This window comes from Tessaracoccus massiliensis, from assembly GCF_000826065.2.
GTDB lineage: Bacteria > Actinomycetota > Actinomycetes > Propionibacteriales > Propionibacteriaceae > Arachnia > Arachnia massiliensis_A.
The window spans coordinates 718186-736360 of sequence record NZ_LN623542.1 but is presented as its reverse complement, the minus strand read 5'-3'; the positions used below and the strand labels follow the sequence as shown (position 1 = coordinate 736360).

The window sequence follows — 18175 nt, the reverse complement described above, 5'->3', positions numbered from 1 at the left end:
GCACGTCGAGGTCTTCCAGATGAGGCGTGTAGGAACCTTCATCTTCGGAGGGCCTCGACCCCTTCAGCCAGCCGCCACGCCGCAAACCCGAACAGCGCTACCTACACCCTGGTTTGTGAAGAGCCGCTGAACCTTTCGCGGAGCCCTCCTCGATGGCATGAATCTCATCCGGTTCAAGCCCATCTCGAACCTCGGGTGCGTAACGTTCCCACAGTTCAGCGCTCATGCTCCCCTACCGTCCCTGTCGCTTCTTGTCCGCCCTAATCGCCTTCTGCTATTTCGATGTAGCGCACGTCTGCGGTCGTGCAGTCCCGGCCTTCCAAGCTCGGCAAGCCCTGGCACAGCGTCGACGATGTCGAGTTCGCCACCGCCGAATGGGTCGACTGGTACAACCACCGCCGCCTCTACGGGTCTGCAGCGACATGCCTCCAGCCGATCTGGAAACTATCTACTACGATTCACAAACAGAAGCCCTGCAGCTAGCAGGACTCACAACAAAGTGAGTCTCCGGACATGCCGGGGCGGTTCATGGTGCCGGGGGCTCCGGGTGTGGTGATGGGGTGTACCCATACGGGACACTCCTTGCGTGGCGACAACCACCCAAGCCACGCGCCGATTTTGGGCCGGAGGAAACTCGGAGATTCTCATGCGAACCTAACGATGAAGGTCGTGGTCTCGATGGCTAATTCCATGGACACCCTGACGCGTCCAACCCGCAAGCCATGAATAGACCCCTTAAGGACGAGTTCCACTATTCACCCAGCACCAGCACAACAAGTACTACAACTAGCAAAAGCACCGCCATTAGGGAATCATGCCATAAAGTCACCTTCTCTACTGCGAAGAGGTAGAAAATTCCATATAATGCAAGTGAAACAAAGAATGAGATACCCGAAACAAAGCAAACTATCAGTACCCCCGGGGCGTCGATCCCGAACACAAAAAATGACGCGCAGGCGACAAGCGCTGAGAGGAGGGTTCCGGCCACAGAGGCGACCAGCCACGCCACAGCCGCCTGCCCAAGGTCAACACCGAAGGCCCGACTGTCCAGCAGGATCTGCTTGGCGTCCCTCGGACGTGTTAGGCACATGAGGCCAACAGTAAGCCAGGGAAGAATCATTTACCCCCCAAGGGGGCATCCGGAGTTCCAGCCATCTTCACCTGCGCCTTGCTTTACCGTACACATATAGCGCAACAGTGGACCCGACTGAAGTGTAGTCCCACCGCTTCGCCCATCGCCCGGAGTATCTACTGGTGGTCTGGTAACCCTTCTTCATATCTTTCCGCCCAGCCTTCCGCTTGGCTTTTATTTGCTTCTGGCTCATTCCCTTATTCCGAAGCGCTTTGCCTGCTTTATAAGTGTTCCTTACTGCCCGATGGCCAAGCGCCGACTTTATTCGACCGGCAACCCTCCCTGCCCCAGGCACCAACCCCAAGGCCTCCATCCCAAGATTCGCAAACGCCGTCTTTCGCTCTTTCCCCTTGGATTTGTAGGCTTTATATGCATAATATGCAATCGACCCAACCGCGATAGCAGCCGACGCTGCCGCACAGACGGTGCAGAACAGCGAGGCCACGGCTAGCCCCGTTTTGAAGGTCTCCCACCATTCTCCGGTGGTGTCTTGTTTGTTGATGGGGTCGTTGGGGTAGGCATATGGGGTGTCATTGCCTCCGTAGACGGGGTCGATGCTAGTGAAGAGTCCGGTGGCCGGGTTGTAGAGGCGGGCTCCCATCAGCAGGAGGCCGATGTTGGTGGTGGTGCGTTGTTTGGCGCCGAGCCAGCCGTATCCGTTGCCTGCCGCCCCGGTGACACCTGCGGGTTGAGGGGCGAGGGCCCGTCCGTATTCGGTGTAGCGGGTCCAGGAATCGATCCCGTCAGCAAGCGCGGCTGCGGTGTTGATGGTGATGGTGGCTGCGATGTCACCGCGGGGGGTGACGATCGCGAGCTCGCCTCGTGTTCCGGCTTCGTCCGAAATGATGGACATGGTCAGGTCGTCAGCGACCAGGTCGGTGTAGACGGTCGTGGACAGTGCGCCGCCGGTGTTGGTGGTGATCCAGCCGGGGCTGTCTGAATTGTCGGTGTAGTGGTTGATTACTGTTGCGGTGACCGCGCCATTGGTGGTGGTGGTGGTGGTTTGGGTGGCGCGTCGGCCTGCGACGTCGAGACCATAGCTGAGGGTGGTGCCGGCTTGGGTGATGCTGCGAGCGGAGTCGTCGTCGTAGTAGCCCAGGGTAATGTCGCCGTTGGCGGGGTTGGGTGCGTCGACGGCGGGGATGGTGAGCTGTCGGCCAAGCTGGTCATAGCTGTAGCTACTTGTCCCGCTGGTGAGGGGCCGGTCGGCTGTGTCGTAGGTCCAACGGGTGGTCGGCGTGGTTGGGGTGCAGCTTGTGTCGGTGTTCTCGTTAAGGCCCTGCCTGTTGCCTCGCGGGTCGAAGGTGTAGGTGCGGGTGGTGCACTGGCCTTGGGTGGTGTCGCTGGCTTGGGTGAGTCGGCCGGCCTTGTCATAGCTGTAGCGCACGTCTGCGGTCGTGTCCGCTGCCCCGCCGAGGACGGAGACTTCGGGGCTGACTTCGGAGACGATCTGGCCGGACGCGTTGGCGATGATCGACCAGGCGAACCATTCGGTGAGCCCATCAGGGCCTGGGCCTTTGTACTGCTGGTCGACGAGTTCCCCGGTCAGGTCGTAGCTGGTTTCACGTTGGATGCCTGCGGGGAGTATTTCGAGCACGAGCTGGCCGTGGGCGTCGTAGGCGGCCTGTGCGGTGGTGGTGAAGGCCCCGACGGTGGTTTCGGTCTTGGTCAGCAGTCCGCGGTGCTCGGTGTTGCCGTTGGCGTCGGTTCCGTCGTAGGTGTTGATCGTGGTCGACTTCGGCGTGACCACCTTCGCTACGTCACCGAGGGCGTTGTAGACGGTGGTGGTGGTTTCTGGGGTTCCGCCGCTTGCGGGGGTGATGGTGTAGGTCAGTTGCCGTCCCCAGGTGTCGTAGGTCATCGCGGTCGACCCTGCCGAGGATGTGGTGGCGGTGATCTGGCCAAGGTTGTCGTAGCTGGTGGTGACCGTAGGAATCGGCTCTGAACCTGCTAGGCCGGTGACGGTGGTGGTGACCGTCACAGGCCGCGCCTTCGTATCGAAGGTAGTGGTGGTGGTGCGGGTCACCTGGCCGGAGATGTCCTGTTGGGAGGCGGCGGTGCCGTGCCACTGGTAGTCCCGATACATCGTCACCGGGATGGGGGTTCCTGGGGGCTGTGTGGCGGGGCCTTCTTTGCAGACATAGCCTGCCCACTTCGGCTGGTTACCGCAAGCCGCGTCACGGGTGTTGGTGCCGGCGGACCAGAAGATCGTTGCCCTGGTGCCGGGATCCGTGGAGCCGGCGCCTGGTTGGCGTTGCTCAATGATCCGGCCGTGCGCGTCGTAACGCGTCTCCTTGCGTATGTCGGCCGCGTCGGCTTCGCCGTTGCCGTTCATGTCGATCGTGGTGGAGGTCGCTTGCTTGAGTTGCCAGCCAGTCTTGTCGCCCGTCTCGAGCGCCCCATACCCAGTGAACATGGTCGATAGGGTTTCCACGACGGTGCCATCGAGGCGCTCGGCGGTGACGGTCTGGGTGGTGGCCAGCGACATGCCAGGTTCGGGTGCGTCTTGGTCGTAGGTGGTGGCGGCGTGACGGCGTAGCATCTCCGGGGCCGTGGCTCCTTCGGTAAGGATCATCGCGGCCGGAGAGTAGACGTCGGTGACACGGGTGCGGGCCGGCACGAGCACGGTGGTGCCGTCGGCGGCTTTGATGTCTTCAGGGTTGTAGATCGTTGTGGTGGCTGCGGAGGCGACGTCGGTGTACGCACTGTTGTCACCCTTACGGATTTCGGCGGTGGCGCGGTTGTCCCAGGCTTCGATGATGTTGTCGGAGGCGTCGTAGATGTTCGCGGTGATCTGCCACTCACCTGCCCCGTAGCGGGCCTCATGGATGGTGTAGCCCTCTGGGTCGGTGAGCCACACATCTGCACGTTTCCACGCCTCGGCCGACGCCGCCGGCGTCGAGGAAATCACGGCGTCTGGGCCGAACACCGCGAACGCCTTGGTCGCCGTGCGGGGCAGGTTGTAGTCGTAGGTGGTGAACTGGGACAGGTCCAGGCCTGCAATGCTGGCGGGATTGATGCTGTAGACGATCGCCGCCAGCTGCGCTGTTCCGCCCCCAGCGGTAGCAGGAACTGCGCGTGTCACCTTGGACAGTTTCCCGTCGGCAGCGTAGGTGTAGGAGAACGCTGCTTGCCCGGGTGGGGTGATCGAAGCGAGCTTCGGCTGCGGGCCTGCCCCGGTCCACGTGTAGGCGGTGGTCACTCCGGTCACGGCGTCGGTTTGGCTCGTGAGGCGGCCCGAAGTGTAGGTGTAGGTCGACAGCACCCGATCCGGATCGGTGTTGACCTGAGCAGTGACCGTCGTCAGCCGGGTCGCGGCGCCGGTGCCGGTGTAGGTCAACTTCAGGATCCGGCATCCATCCTTCGGGGTTCCCGGCACACAGTCGCCGGTCACGCCATCCGGCAGCGGCGCGATGATCGCCGTCACGTAGCCGGCCCCGTTGTAGCGGTACGAAGTCTTCTCCCCAGTCACTGAATCGGTCACCGAATCGGTGGTGAACTCGGCATCCGCCGAAGCCGAGGTGAGCGTGGGCGCGGTGAACAGGGTCGAGATCCCATCCTTATCCGCCGCTGTCACGTTGATCTTCCCCGCGGCGGTCGACACGGTCAGGGTCAGCTCGGAGGCCTCGGAGTCGGGGCCGATCGGCAGGTAGGTGCCTGCCGGAACCGTGGTCGTGGTCCGCGCTGTCGCGTTGGCCGGGGCGAACGGCAACACATCTCCTTCGGCCGACGCCAACACGAGAGTGCCGTCAATGGTGGTGTTATCTACCAGCTCCATCTCCGAGACCCCGGTGGGGCCACCGTCAAGCGACGCGGTCCAGCCGGGACCGTAGATGCTCTGCGGCCCCTCAGCGGGCACAGCCCACGTAGAATGCGTGCGCGAGATCGACAGACCCCCACCCGGGGTGGTCAGCTCCGCATCAGTTTCAGTCACCTGGAGTTCTCCGGTCCACAGCGCGACCTGCCCGGTGGCGACCTCGGTGGTCGGGAATCCTGCCCCGAAGGCGTGCGGGACCCGCACGATCTCACGAACGTTCGTGTACAGCGGTGCGCTAGTGCCGAAGGTGAACTTCCCCCGCACCTCGATCACCACAGAAACCCGCGACGAGATCGAGGCCTCTTCCAGCGCCGCCTTCACATCAAAGTTCGTGGCGATTTCACCGCTGGCACCGACGGTACCAGAGGTGCCGGTGATGTCGCGCCAGGTCCCCCCGGAGCCCTTCACGCGCCACTGCAACGCACCCGCCGAGGTCGGAGCCCCCTTGGCCTTCACCGCCACAGCGCCATGCGTGGTTAGGGTCGCGCTCGGAGATAGCAGCGCAGGTTTCCCGTACCCGAAGGCGTAGTTCGTCGTGGCAGAGGCAATACCTACAGGCGACTTCACATACGCGTCGATGCTATGAACACCCTCCGTGCCACCAATCGCGAGGGAGGCGACAGTCGTATCCGCCGTGATCTGTGTGAAGGGCTTCGTCTGCCAGGACCCACCATTGACCCGATAGGTGACAGACGTTGGCGATGAAGCGGTCGCGGTTCCCTGCTTCGCAGTAATCGTGCAGGTCTCCCTCGCCTTCACTGTCGTGGCCCAGGACCCGTTCGCGGTGGGACAGGAAATGACCGGCGCATGCGGCTTGGCTGCTCCGTAGCGGACCTCGACGGCGGGACCGTAGCCCGACCAACCCATCCCATCCCCGGCGGTAGCACGAATCCACACGCTCGAGTTCGCGGGCAGATCCGGCACACTGGTGCACTTGACCGTCCCACCCGACGCGGCGGTCCCACGACACAACTCCGCCGCCGGGGTCAAGGACGTGGCCGACGTGAACCGCGAAATCACCGCAGTCACCGTATCAACATCGGCATCCTTGACCGGAACACTGATCGTCGGCTTCGCCACACCAACAAAGTTCTTCACACCGGCGGACGTCATCGCTGACACGATCCCAGACACCGACGGCGCGACAGGCACGTTCGGGGTACGGTTGTACCACACCGTGATCACCGGTTTGTTCTGCCCCTCAGAAGAATGGAAGATCTTCCACCCCCGCGCATCCAGCACATTCGTAGCCCCCAACATCATCCCCACCTGCGACGACGACGTCTTCGACCAACCCTGCGCCTGGGCAGTCATCAATCGAAACCCGCGCAGCCGGACACGAAGCAGACTGCCCCACGGGACTGCTGAAGGTTTGGTTGACCTCCGGGTTTATGCCGCCAGTGTAGCGGCTGGGTTCATGATGAGTTCGAACTCGATGGGGGTGAGTTTCCCGAGTCGGCGTTGACGGCGTTTCCGGTGGTACTTGCCCTCGATCCACGAGACGATCTCGAGGCGGAGTTCGTGGCGGGTAGTCCAGGGTTGGCGGTCGAGGACGTTTTTCTGCAGCAGGGCGAAGAATGACTCCATCGCTGCGTTGTCGCCACAGGCTCCGACCCGGCCCATCGAGCCGCGGAGCCCGTGACGTTTGAGGGCCTTGCAGAATTTCCTCGACCTGAATTGGGACCCTCGGTCCGAGTGCACGATCACCCCGGCCGGCTGCCCCCGGTGAGCCACGGCCATCTCGAAGAGCGTTGACCGCGATCCGGGCCTTCATCCGCGAGTCGATCGAGTAGCCCACGATCCGGTTGGAGAACACATCCTTGATCGCACACAGATACACCTTTCCCTCACGGGTACGGTGCTCGGTGATGTCGGTGAGCCACAACTGGTTGGGCCCCTCAGCGGTGAACTGACGCTGCACCAGATCATCGTGGACCGGTGCCCCTGCCTTCTTGTAGCGCGATGTGCGTGTGACGATGACCGATTGGATACCGGCGACCCGGCACAGCCGCCACACACGACGCTCCGAGACCGTGTAACCCAGCTCGCCGATGTCATCGGCCAACACCCGGTAGCCGCCCTCGGGGTCGTCGGCATGGAGCTTGCGTAGCACGGCGATCAACTCACGTTCCTCGGCCTCACGCACCGAGATCGGCTGCTTGAGCCACTTGTAGTAGCCCTGTGTGGAGAATCCCAGTATCCGGCACGCGACCGCCACCGGCACCCTCACCGGGGCACCGACAGCAGCCATCTCCTTGGACGTCCGGGTAGATCATTGTGGGGGTGTGATGTGAGCCTGCGACAGATACGCTGCTGCGCGGGTAGCACCTCGTTTTCCATCTCCAACTCACGGATCCTACGCAAAGCCTGGGACATGTCCTTGCGTGCCTCGGGGTCCGTGGTCGGCGTCATCCCGTGAGACTGGAACCTCGCGTCACGGACCCACGCCTGCAGCGTGGTCTTCGCGACACCCAGGTCCTTGACGACCTGCTTTTGCGGGATGCCTGAGGCGACCAACGCGACCGCGTCGCGCTTGAACTCGTCGGAGTAAGTGATCTTCGGCATGGTTGCCATCCTTTCAGCACAACCTCCTCCCAGAAGTCATGCGGTCTTGGAGTCAACCAAACCTTCAGCAGTCCCGGATGTCAGGGGATGCCGTGCGGTTTCGCGCTCATGCCGAGAGTCGGATGTCGAGACACAACCGGGCATCGGCAGTCTCTGAGGGTGAATCGAAGGTGGGGGCTGCACGTATCCGCGGCGAGGGCGGCGCTGGGTGTGATCCCGGCCCAGACGGGGCTGTGATCGCTACGGTGGCGCGCAAGGATCAATGTCCGTAAAGACGAAGAGGACAGGTCGTGGCTAGGGCAGCGAGGCGACAAGCTCAGACCGGTGCGCATGGCGCGCCAGTTCGTCGCAGTGTGGGACGGGCTCCAGCAGAGCTGGCTGATCCGGCGCGACTTCGACCTCACGGCGGAGATCACCGAGGCGTTCCGCGAGATCAGCGGGTCAAGTGGCTCTTCACAATCGAGGGTGTAGTCGGGGTTTGAATCCGCCGGCCTCGAGGAGGCTGCGGGCGATGTAGTGGGTCAGGTTCCGGAAGCCCAGGGCGATACCGCGGAGGTGCTCGAGTCGGCCGTTGATGGCCTCGGTGGGGCCGTTGGAGGTGCCTGGCCGGTCGAAGAACGCGAGCACGTCAGCGGCGCGCCGGTTCAGGGTCCGACCCAGGCTGCGTAACTCCACTAGTGCTGTGGGAACGCCTGTGCTGATGTCATCGATGACCTTGTTGAGCAGGTAGCGGCCGAACTTCTTGTCAGGTTGCCGGTAGGCCACCACCAGACGTTGGTAAATGCCCCAGGTGGCCTCGACCTCGCCATGCTGGTTGTCAGCGAACAGCGCTTCCAGGCGGGCGACCTGCTTGTCGGTGAGCAGATCAACACCGGTCAGCAAGGTGCGCCTGGCCCGGTAGAGCGGATCTCCAGCACGGCCTCGATGTCCGCGGGTGGTTTGCTGAACCCGTTGCCGGCACCGGGTCAGGGCCTCCCCTGCCAGGCGGACTACGTGGAAGGGGTCCATCACCGCGGTGGCATGGGCCAGTTCCTCCGCGGCAGCCGTCTTGTAGCCGGTGAACCCATCCATGGCTACGACTTCGATCTGGTCACGCCAGGCTCGGGGGCGCTCAGCGAGCCAGGTCTTGAACACCTGCTTGGAGCGGCCCTCGATCATGTCTAACAGTCGTGCCGGGCCGGTACCGTCCCTGGTCGGGGTCAAGTCGATGACCACGGTGACGTACTTGTCACCGCGTCGGGTGTGTCGCCAGCAATGCTCATCGACGCCGATCACCTCGACCCCGTCGAACCGGGCAGGGTTGTTGATCAGCATCCGCTGGCCCTCGGCCAGCACCGCGTCGTTGGCGGTGTTCCAGGCCACGTCCAGACCTTCCGCGATCCGGACCATGCTCAAGTGCTGGATCACCAGCCCTTCCAACGCCCACCGCAACGCCGCCCTAGACAATTTCGAACGGGGCTCGGCCGCCTTGCTCAGGTCTTGTCGCCACACCCGACCGCACTCGACGCACCTGTACCGCCGGACCCTCACCTGCAAGATCGTGGGGCGCCACCCCAGCGGAACATGCGACAGCCACCGCACCACAGTGCCTCGAGCTCTGCCCTGGCCTCCACAGTCGTGGCACCAGTCATCGGCGTCGATCACCCGGCAGGCCAACACAGCACGCTCAGACTCGACGCACTGCCCGGTCACCTCCAACCCGAGCCCGTCGAGCAGGCAGAAACTAGTCAGATCAGGGCAGCTGAAGGTAGCGTCAGGCACGTCGAGGTCTTCCAGATGAGGCGTGTAGGAACCTTCATCTTCGGAGGGCCTCGACCCCTTCAGCCAGCCGCCACGCCGCAAACCCGAACAGCGCTACCTACACCCTGGTTTGTGAAGAGCCGGTCAAGTCCCGCTTCGTGAGAACGGTCCGAACATCCGCTCTTGCCGCGTGGCTCTCGGCTCTACTCCTCGCTGGGGTACGCGGGCTCCAGTACAGCCCATGCTTCTTGGTTGCTCCACAGCTCCTTGAATCGGATCTGGACCTCGTGGCTGCTCTGGAGTCGCGGCATGGCCGAATCGACGTTGACTGCTGCGGGGAGTTCGATCGAACATCCCCAGGTGGCGCCGTCAACGGCCTTGACGCCGTTGACCCAAAGTTCCGGAGTGATCGAGCCTTCTCCGACGCAGGACGCCCGCATCTGGTAGTCGCGTTTCGGGTCAGGGGCGGCGCCCTGTTCAGCTACTGCGGTGTTGCCGAGGTAGGTGATCCGCGCGACCTCGCCGTCGAGCTTCTCCGGCGCTCCGAACGCCTCCGGCTCTGCGGATATCGAGGGATCCGGTGCTGCCGGAAGGGTGTCCGTCTGCATAGAGGGAGGGCTGGTCGGGGCTGGGTTGCTCCCCGTCGGGGATGCGGTGGGTTCAGGTGCTGGGTTGACGGTGCAGGCAGCAGTGACGAGAACGGTGGCGACGACAGCGACGCGCAGCTTCATGGACCATGTGTACACCACGAATCCGTTGCGCGACGAAACCTGTCCTGCATTGCTGCCTCCAGCACCCGTAAACCCGAATGTGCGACCTACAAGGACCCATGTGGTCAAAGCCGCTCCAGATCCGGACGTCCGCTCCCGCACGGGTGAGCTTTGAGCGTGGTTCGCTGGGTGGGCAGAGCTAGGACCCAATTGGGGGTTGGCGTAGCAAGTACAGCAGCCAGGCGCCGACGGCCACCATTGTCGGCATGCCGGGAGCGATTGTGGCACCTAGCCGCTGGTTGCCCAGGTTCCGGAGCCATGAAAGCACGGGGGCTAGCGTGATGAAGGCGCCGAAGGCGACAGCCGCCCCCGCTATCAGGGCAGATGGGCTGAAGGGTTGACCGTTGAGAGACATCGCGATCAGAAAGGCGGTCATGACAATCAATACCAAACCCCATAGTGCAGTGAGCACCACCAGCGGTATCGCCCAGCGCGAGCGCGGTTGCTTCGGCATGTTCGCACCGTAGCCGGCTCGAACGAGAAACACGCGGAACGCGCGGATCTGCCGCCGACCGAGCGTACGTTTCTCGCGCTTGCATGTCCAGCTGCGCTCCGCCTTGAGAAGTCTGATTCGGTCGGGTTCGCGCGATCGTGATCCTAGGCTTGACTCGGCGGGTCTTCGACGTCGAACTCGTGGGCCTGCGATTGATGCTGCGTCTACGCCGTGGCGATAAGTGTCGCAACCCCGAGCGCGATGACCGCGACCACCAACACGACGATGATCAGCCAACGCAGGCGCTGGGTTCGCGTGGACCGCGTCTCTACAGCGGTGGAGCCGGGGGTGGGTGGCCTGTCGTGCTCGGAGAGTTCAGGCGGGATCTCACCGACGACGGTCACGGGAGCGTCGCCGGCTAGGTTAACCCAGGCTCGGGCGGGATCGGGAAGTGGATCGTTGATCCACCGCCCGGTGATCGGGTCGAACCGCTCTTCCGCGGGCGGCATTACGCGTTCCATGGGCCCAGTCTGACAGCGGGCCAGCCCTCTCAGACCCTGCAGCTGGGAACACCCCGTCCGTCGGAGTGGGTCCATGCCGCGAAACCAGATCGGGCTCAGGAGCCAAACGACCCGATGTCTGCCGACACCGCTTCCCACGAGGTGAGGCTCGGACCTGAGGAGCTGAGTGCGCTCACGGCCCGACGGAGGGCTGCACAGCCAAGGATGCAAACCACGCAGTGACAGCGACCAGCGAAAGCAGACCTGGGGCCACCGTGGGCCACAGTCGCTTGGCGACGTCATGGGCTCCAGCGGGTGGCTCCGGTTTCGCAGAAGCTGGTGCGGACTGCCGGGCCTTTGAGGCAGGCGGCGTCGACCAGGGCGCGATCGCCGATGGGCTCGTGAAGGGAAACGGTCATCTGGACGCTGTCGTTGCCCTGGCAGTTCTGGGGCTCGTTGCCAGGGAGCGGTTCGGCGTCGACCCGGATGATGATGTCGTCGATGCCGAGTGAGACAACTGGCTGGGCGATCGCCCCGGTCACCCCGCTGGAGCATTCTGCGCGAGTGACCTCGATAGTGACGGTCGTCGACGTGGCGGTCACGCGCTCGGAGTCGGCGAGAGTCCAGGTCGCGGCTGCGCCCACCTGGGGCGGGATCGTCGCGGTGACATCGGGGATCGCGCTAAAAGCCGTACGCGCCTCATGATCCGGGGCAGGACTGGCCTGGGGATCGGGATCTGGCTTTCGATCGGGCGCAGTACGTAGGTCTGATCAACCAGCTCCTTGATGCCGATTGGTCACACGGACTTCCGAAGGTGTAGGCGCGGCTGCGGGCATCCGACTGACACGACGGCACGCTCGCTGGGCTCCGAACCGGTCGGCCGTGGGACTGCCGAACATCCGTACATGCCGCACCTGGTGCGTCAGGCGACCTTGCTTGCGTAGCGCTGGCGGGCGGCCTCTCCGCTGGTGCCGACGAAGGCGCCGATCGCTGACCATGGCATGCCGGCTTCGCGGGCTGTGCGGATGGCGTCAATCACGTGGCGCTCGGCTTCGGATCGCTCCGCGACCGCTGCTCGGAGCAGGGCTACTGCACCGGCGTCGAGTTCGTCGTCTGGATTGGGTTCGTAGGACTCGAAGCGCGCCGCCAGCTCGTCGGCGTGCTGCAGGATCTCGTCAACAGTGCGTGGCATGGTCATCACCTCAGGAACTTCTCGCGGGCTTTCATTGCGTGGACGATGACGTGCACTTGATCGCCATCGACATAGCCGACCTCCAAGAAGATCGCGGACTGGTTGGGACCCACGATCATGGTGAACCCGTCGCCGAGATCCCAGATCCGGACCGGGTTGCGGTAGGCGTGGAGGATCTCATGTTCACCCAGGCCATGCTTGAGGGCGGACGGGGCGATGACTGGATCCTCCATCGATCCAAGGTAACTTGCGAACATGAGCGGGTCAAGTGTCGGGAACATCCTGATCTGCCGCGGACCGCGCGGACGTTCACAAGTTCCGGAGGTGGCGGATGTCGAGACGCGCTTCACTCTGTGCACTTCTACGCTCGGGAGTTGGTAGATCGGGACGCACGGGGGGTGTCCCTATGGTTCCTGTCAAGCGGCGGCTGGTGTTCTTGGTTGGTAGTAGGTGCCGTTGCGGAGCATGGCGTGGAGGACGTCGACGCGGCGTCGGGCGAGGCAGATGATGGCGGCGTTGTGTTTCTTTCCTGCTGTTCGTTTGCGGTCGTAGTAGGCGCGTGAGTCGGGGTCGTGGAGGGCTGCGAACGCGGAGAGGAACAACGCCCGTTTGAGGTGTTTGTTCCCGCTGCGGGAGGGGTGTTCGCCGCGGATGCTGGAGCCGGATCTGCGGGTGACTGGGGCCAGTCCGGCGTAGGCGGCTAGGTGCCCGGCGGTGGGGAACGCGGAGCCGTCACCGACGTCGAGGAGGAGTCTGGCTGCGGTCCTGATGCCGACTCCAGGCATTGACATCAGGAGCTGGGAAAGAGGGTGCGCATCGAGGGCCTCCTCGACTTGTTTGGCGGCCTCAGCGCGCTGCGTGAGCAGGCCCTGGAGTTGGGCTGCGAGCTGGGGCAAGACCAGCTCGGCTGCCCGGGTGCCGGGGACGGTCACGGTTTGCTCTGTCAGGCCCTTCACGATGGCCTCGACAAGGCGCTCGTGCATGCGTGGCGCCAGCGCTTTGGCGGTGGTGGTGAGACGGCGCCTACCGGCGTCGGCGAGTCCGGTGGGGCCGCAGTACTTGGCCAGTAGGGCCAGCACTGCGGGGTGGCTGATGTTGCCGTCGATGGCGCGTTCGAGCGCGGGGTGGATCTGGGTCAGGAGGCCGCGGATCCGGTTGGAGACGCGGTTGACTTCGCCTGCGAGGTCGTCGTCGAACCCGACGATCACGGCGAAGCGGTGTTGGTCCATAGCGGTCCTCGAGCTTGTCAAGTTGTCTGTGTAAGTGGTCGGTTTTAGATGGTTTGGGGGAATCGTTCGGGGTAGCGTAGGGCGAGTTCGTTGAGGGCTTTGGTCCAGCCTTGGACGGTGGCGCCTTCGACGAGTTTGGCCGGTGCGTTGCGGGGTTGGCCCTTGGGTCGGCCGGCTTCTTTCGCGCGTTCGCGGGCCCGTTTGTCTTCGATGTTGCGGATCGCGAGCCAGAGCAGTTTGACCACCGCGGCATCGTTGGGGAACTGGCCGCGGTTCTTGATGATCTTTCGCATCTGATAGTTCAACGACTCGATCGAGTTGGTGGTGTAGATCACCTTGCGGGTCGCGGGCCCGAATTCGAGGAACGGGATGAACCGGTCCCAGGCATCTTCCCAAGTCTTGACAGCCATGGGATATTTGCGGCCCAAGGTCGAGTCGGCAAACGCCGTCAGCGCCATCAGGGCGTCGTTGTCGTCGATGGCGGTGTAGATCGGTTTGAGCATCCCGGCCACGGCCTTGCGGTCCGAGTAGGACACGTAGCGCATCGAGGCGCGGATCAGGTGGACCACGCAGGTCTGCACCAGCGCGCCAGGCCAGGTCGCCTCGATCGCTTCAGGGAAGCCGGTGAGCCCGTCGCAACACACGATCAACACGTCCTGAACGCCGCGGTTAGCGAGCTGGGCACATACCGCTGCCCAAAACTTGGCGCCTTCGCTCGCTTGGACCCAGATCCCGAGCACGTGTTTGATGCCGTCGAGGTCGACCCCGACCGCGATGTGGGCATGCCGGTTGACGACCCGGTTCTGGTCACGGACCTTGACCACCAGTGCGTCGAGGTAGATCACCGGGTAGAACGCCTCCAAGGGCCGGTTCTGCCAGGCGGCGACCTCGTCGGCCACCGCTTCGGTTACATTCGAGATGGTCTCGTGTGACAAGTCGGTGCCCAACGTGGCGGCGAGGTGGTGTTGGATCTCGCGGATGGTCATCCCGCCGGCATACAAGCTGATGATCTGGTCCTCGAGCCCACCGAGGCGCCGTTGCCCGTTGGGCACCAGCCTGGACACGAACGTGGAGTTACGGTCCCGGGGCCGATCCAACTCGATGGGCCCGACTTCGGTGGCGACGGTCTTAGGTGTGGTGCCGTTACGCGAGTTGCCCGAACGAGCTTGTCAAGTTGTCTGTGTAAGTGGTCGGTTTTAGATGGTTTGGGGGAATCGTTCGGGGTAGCGTAGGGCGAGTTCGTTGAGGGCTGTGGTCCAGCCTTGGACGGTGGCGCCTTCGACGAGTTTGGCCGGTGCGTTGCGGGGTTGGCCCTTGGGTCGGCCGGCTTGCTTCGCGCGTTCGCGGGCCCGTTTGTCTTCGATGTTGCGGATCGCGAGCCAGAGTAGTTTGACCACGGCTTGGTCGTTGGGGAACTGGCCGCGGTTCTTGATGATCTTGCGCATCTGGTAGTTCAAGCTCTCGATCGAGTTGGTGGTGTAGATCACCTTGCGGGTCGCGGGCCCGAAGTCGAGGAACGGGATGAACCGGTCCCAGGCGTCTTCCCACGTCTTGACCGCCATGGGATATTTACGGCCCAGGGTCGAGTCGGCGAACGCGGTCAGCGCCATCAGGGCGTCGTTGTCGTCGATGGCGGTGTAGATCGGTTTGAGCATCGCGGCGACGGCCTTGCGGTCCGAGTAGGACACGTAGCGCATCGAGGCGCGGATCAGGTGGACCACGCAGGTCTGGACCAGCGCGCCAGGCCAGGTCGCCTCGATCGCTTCGGGGAAGCCGGTGAGCCCGTCGCAACACACGATCAACACGTCCTGAACTCCGCGGTTAGCGAGCTGGGCGCATACCGCTGCCCAGAACTTGGCGCCTTCGCTCGCTTGGACCCAGATCCCCAGGACGTGTTTGATGCCGTCAAGGTCGACACCGACCGCGATGTGGGCATGCCGGTTGACGACCCGGTTCTGGTCACGGACCTTGACCACCAGTGCGTCGAGGTAGATCACCGGGTAGAACGCCTCCAAGGGCCGGTTCTGCCAGGCGGCGACCTCGTCGGCCACCGCTTCGGTTACATTCGAGATGGTCTCGTGTGACAAGTCGGTGCCCAACGTGGCGGCGAGGTGGTGTTGGATCTCGCGGATGGTCATCCCGCCGGCATACAGGCTGATGATCTGGTCCTCGAGCCCACCGAGGCGCCGTTGCCCGTTGGGCACCAGCCTGGACACGAACGTGGAGTTACGGTCCCGGGGCCGATCCAACTCGATGGGCCCGACTTCGGTGGCGACGGTCTTAGGTGTGGTGCCGTTACGCGAGTTGCCCGAACCCCTCCCGGCAGGGTCGTTCTTCTCGTAGCCCAGATGAGAGGTCAGCTCCGCGCTCATCCCGCGCTCCAGCACGGACTTGATCAACTCGGGCAGGAACCCACCCTCCCCAGTCAACGAGATCCCCCGTTCGCTGGTCGAGGCCAACATCGCATCAAGCAGTTCGTCGTCGATCAACTCACGGCGCAACTGCCCGGCCTCGCTAACCGGCTTGTCGTTGTTCTTGGTCATAGTCATAGTCAATCTCCTTCAGATCGGCTTGACCTCTTACACAGACCATTTGACACCCCCCGGTCCTCCTCAGAGGGTTCCATTCTGGCCGCAAGTCAGGCGAAGATCGTCGGCACCCACGTTACGAAGAGGCCACGCTGTCATGCAGCGGGCCGTGTCCCTATCAGCGATCAACCCACGCCACCAGAACCCGGTGACAACACCCCCCGGATCATCAACGACAGGGGCAGTAAGTCATGCCGGGCCTGGCGACCAGAACCCCGACCATCGGGGCTACCTAAAAGGTAACGGGGGTTGCGGTGCACCGAGTGCGTCGGCTCCGGTTTCTTCGCCGGCGTCGTCGGTGTCGAGTGCGTCGGTTGAGGCTTCACCGTCGTTTAGTTCTTCACCTGCGTCGAATGATCTGCCGGAGGATTTGGCGACCAGTGCGATGCCGCCGAAGAACTTTGCTCAGGCGCCGGAGTTTCCGCACCACCTGCCTGATCAGGCTGGCGCATGGGAGATGTCCGGGGCGGTCCATTCGGACGTCGGTACGGTCGGGAGCTATGTCCAGGGCGAGAGGGTTGTCTCGGTTTCCTGGGAGTACCGGGATTTCTACGGCTACAACTATGGGGTGCGGGCGCTGACGGATCCTGCGTACCTCGGAGATTCGGTGTGTGGACCGATGATTCGGGGCTGACGTCATGCCTCTTTGCGGCGAAGAACGGCTTCTTGGAGACCGGCAGTGTCCAGGTGTCGGCGGCTGAGTTGGCGAAGCTGACCGACGAGTTGGTTGCGGGGATCGTGGCGGCTGGTTGACGTCGCCCTGAATCCGAGCTTGTCAAGTTGTCTGTGTAAGTGGTCGGTTTTAGATGGTTTGGGGGAATCGTTCGGGGTAGCGTAGGGCGAGTTCGTTGAGGGCTGTGGTCCAGCCTTGGACGGTGGCGCCTTCGACGAGTTTGGCCGGTGCGTTGCGGGGTTGGCCCTTGGGTCGGCCGGCTTGCTTCGCGCGTTCGCGGGCCCGTTTGTCTTCGATGTTGCGGATCGCGAGCCAGAGTAGTTTGACCACGGCTTGGTCGTTGGGGAACTGGCCGCGGTTCTTGATGATCTTGCGCATCTGGTAGTTCAAGCTCTCGATCGAGTTGGTGGTGTAGATCACCTTGCGGGTCGCGGGCCCGAAGTCGAGGAACGGGATGAACCGGTCCCAGGCGTCTTCCCACGTCTTGACCGCCATGGGATATTTACGGCCCAGGGTCGAGTCGGCGAACGCGGTCAGCGCCATCAGGGCGTCGTTGTCGTCGATGGCGGTGTAGATCGGTTTGAGCATCGCGGCGACGGCCTTGCGGTCCGAGTAGGACACGTAGCGCATCGAGGCGCGGATCAGGTGGACCACGCAGGTCTGGACCAGCGCGCCAGGCCAGGTCGCCTCGATCGCTTCGGGGAAGCCGGTGAGCCCGTCGCAACACACGATCAACACGTCCTGAACTCCGCGGTTAGCGAGCTGGGCGCATACCGCTGCCCAGAACTTGGCGCCTTCGCTCGCTTGGACCCAGATCCCCAGGACGTGTTTGATGCCGTCAAGGTCGACACCGACCGCGATGTGGGCATGCCGGTTGACGACCCGGTTCTGGTCACGGACCTTGACCACCAGTGCGTCGAGGTAGATCACCGGGTAGAACGCCTCCAAGGGCCGGTTCTGCCAGGCGGCGACCTCGTCGGCCACCGCTTCGGTTACATTCGAGATGGTCTCGTGTGACAAGTCGGTGCCCAACGTGGCGGCGAGGTGGTGTTGGATCTCGCGGATGGTCATCCCGCCGGCATACAGGCTGATGATCTGGTCCTCGAGCCCACCGAGGCGCCGTTGCCCGTTGGGCACCAGCCTGGACACGAACGTGGAGTTACGGTCCCGGGGCCGATCCAACTCGATGGGCCCGACTTCGGTGGCGACGGTCTTAGGTGTGGTGCCGTTACGCGAGTTGCCCGAACCCCTCCCGGCAGGGTCGTTCTTCTCGTAGCCCAGATGAGAGGTCAGCTCCGCGCTCATCCCGCGCTCCAGCACGGACTTGATCAACTCGGGCAGGAACCCGCCCTCCCCGGTCAGCGAGATCCCCCGTTCGCTGGTCGAGGCCAACATCGCATCAAGCAGTTCGTCGTCGATCAACTCACGGCGCAACTGCCCGGCCTCGCTAACCGGCTTGTCGTTGTTCTTGGTCATAGTCATAGTCAATCTCCTTCAGATCGGCTTGACCTCTTACACAGACCATTTGACACCCCC

General features: G+C 63.4%; 12 protein-coding genes and 4 pseudogenes. 2 read left to right on the top strand and 14 right to left on the bottom strand.

The features are described from left to right. Window positions 1–321: 321 nt before the first annotated feature. Window positions 322–503 (top strand): annotated as a pseudogene (locus BN1186_RS16515) (IS3 family transposase); the annotation flags it as partial. Window positions 504–751: 248 nt separating this feature from the next. Here the strand turns inward: BN1186_RS16515 and BN1186_RS10495 are convergent. From BN1186_RS10495 to BN1186_RS10485, 3 genes and pseudogenes are all read right to left on the bottom strand, one after another. Beyond that, the gene (locus BN1186_RS10495; RefSeq protein WP_040284074.1) at window positions 752–1120 is read right to left on the bottom strand and encodes a hypothetical protein; all 369 of its coding nucleotides are present in this window, start codon (window positions 1118–1120) and stop codon (window positions 752–754) included. A gap of 37 nt (window positions 1121–1157) precedes the next feature. Next, a complete protein-coding gene (locus tag BN1186_RS10490; RefSeq protein WP_139651026.1) occupies window positions 1158–6263 on the bottom strand; it encodes an RHS repeat-associated core domain-containing protein in 5106 nt (1701 codons plus the stop codon). A 75-nt stretch (window positions 6264–6338) separates the two neighbouring features. Next, window positions 6339–7514 (bottom strand): annotated as a pseudogene (locus BN1186_RS10485) (IS3 family transposase). A gap of 330 nt (window positions 7515–7844) precedes the next feature. On the opposite strand from BN1186_RS10485, the gene BN1186_RS15570 reads away from it, so the two are divergent. Beyond that, window positions 7845–7985 (top strand): hypothetical protein, encoded by a 141-nt coding sequence (locus BN1186_RS15570; protein ID WP_180349063.1) that lies wholly within the window; start codon window positions 7845–7847, stop codon window positions 7983–7985. Here the strand turns inward: BN1186_RS15570 and BN1186_RS10480 are convergent. The 11 genes and pseudogenes from BN1186_RS10480 to BN1186_RS10430 all read right to left on the bottom strand — a co-directional run bounded on the left by BN1186_RS10480 (window position 7968) and on the right by BN1186_RS10430 (window position 18121). Beyond that, on the bottom strand, window positions 7968–9275 hold the full coding sequence (locus tag BN1186_RS10480) for an ISL3 family transposase (RefSeq protein ID WP_040281693.1): 1308 nt from the start codon (window positions 9273–9275) through the stop codon (window positions 7968–7970). The two genes, BN1186_RS15570 and BN1186_RS10480, sit on opposite strands and share 18 nt — an antisense overlap. A gap of 182 nt (window positions 9276–9457) precedes the next feature. After that, window positions 9458–9985 (bottom strand): hypothetical protein, encoded by a 528-nt coding sequence (locus BN1186_RS10475; RefSeq protein ID WP_139651024.1) that lies wholly within the window; start codon window positions 9983–9985, stop codon window positions 9458–9460. 178 nt (window positions 9986–10163) lie between these two features. Further along, entirely contained in the window at window positions 10164–10478 is a 315-nt protein-coding gene (locus BN1186_RS10470; protein ID WP_139651022.1) for a hypothetical protein, read from the bottom strand. A 203-nt stretch (window positions 10479–10681) separates the two neighbouring features. Next, the gene (locus tag BN1186_RS10465; RefSeq protein ID WP_139651020.1) at window positions 10682–10978 is read right to left on the bottom strand and encodes a hypothetical protein; all 297 of its coding nucleotides are present in this window, start codon (window positions 10976–10978) and stop codon (window positions 10682–10684) included. Window positions 10979–11256: 278 nt separating this feature from the next. Beyond that, window positions 11257–11601 (bottom strand): hypothetical protein, encoded by a 345-nt coding sequence (locus BN1186_RS10460; RefSeq protein ID WP_040284069.1) that lies wholly within the window; start codon window positions 11599–11601, stop codon window positions 11257–11259. Window positions 11602–11879: 278 nt separating this feature from the next. Beyond that, on the bottom strand, window positions 11880–12149 hold the full coding sequence (locus BN1186_RS10455) for a hypothetical protein (RefSeq protein ID WP_226996284.1): 270 nt from the start codon (window positions 12147–12149) through the stop codon (window positions 11880–11882). Window positions 12150–12154: 5 nt separating this feature from the next. After that, on the bottom strand, window positions 12155–12382 hold the full coding sequence (locus BN1186_RS10450) for a hypothetical protein (protein WP_040284067.1): 228 nt from the start codon (window positions 12380–12382) through the stop codon (window positions 12155–12157). Between the two features lie 183 nt (window positions 12383–12565). Further along, window positions 12566–13360: pseudogene (locus BN1186_RS10445) on the bottom strand (IS110 family RNA-guided transposase); the annotation flags it as partial. Between the two features lie 62 nt (window positions 13361–13422). After that, window positions 13423–14535: pseudogene (locus tag BN1186_RS10440) on the bottom strand (IS256 family transposase); the annotation flags it as partial. Between the two features lie 39 nt (window positions 14536–14574). Beyond that, window positions 14575–15927, bottom strand: a complete 1353-nt coding sequence (locus tag BN1186_RS10435; RefSeq protein WP_040283806.1) for an IS256 family transposase — start codon at window positions 15925–15927, stop codon at window positions 14575–14577. A gap of 841 nt (window positions 15928–16768) precedes the next feature. Continuing rightward, window positions 16769–18121 (bottom strand): IS256 family transposase, encoded by a 1353-nt coding sequence (locus tag BN1186_RS10430; protein WP_040283806.1) that lies wholly within the window; start codon window positions 18119–18121, stop codon window positions 16769–16771. Between the last annotated feature and the right edge of the window lie 54 nt (window positions 18122–18175).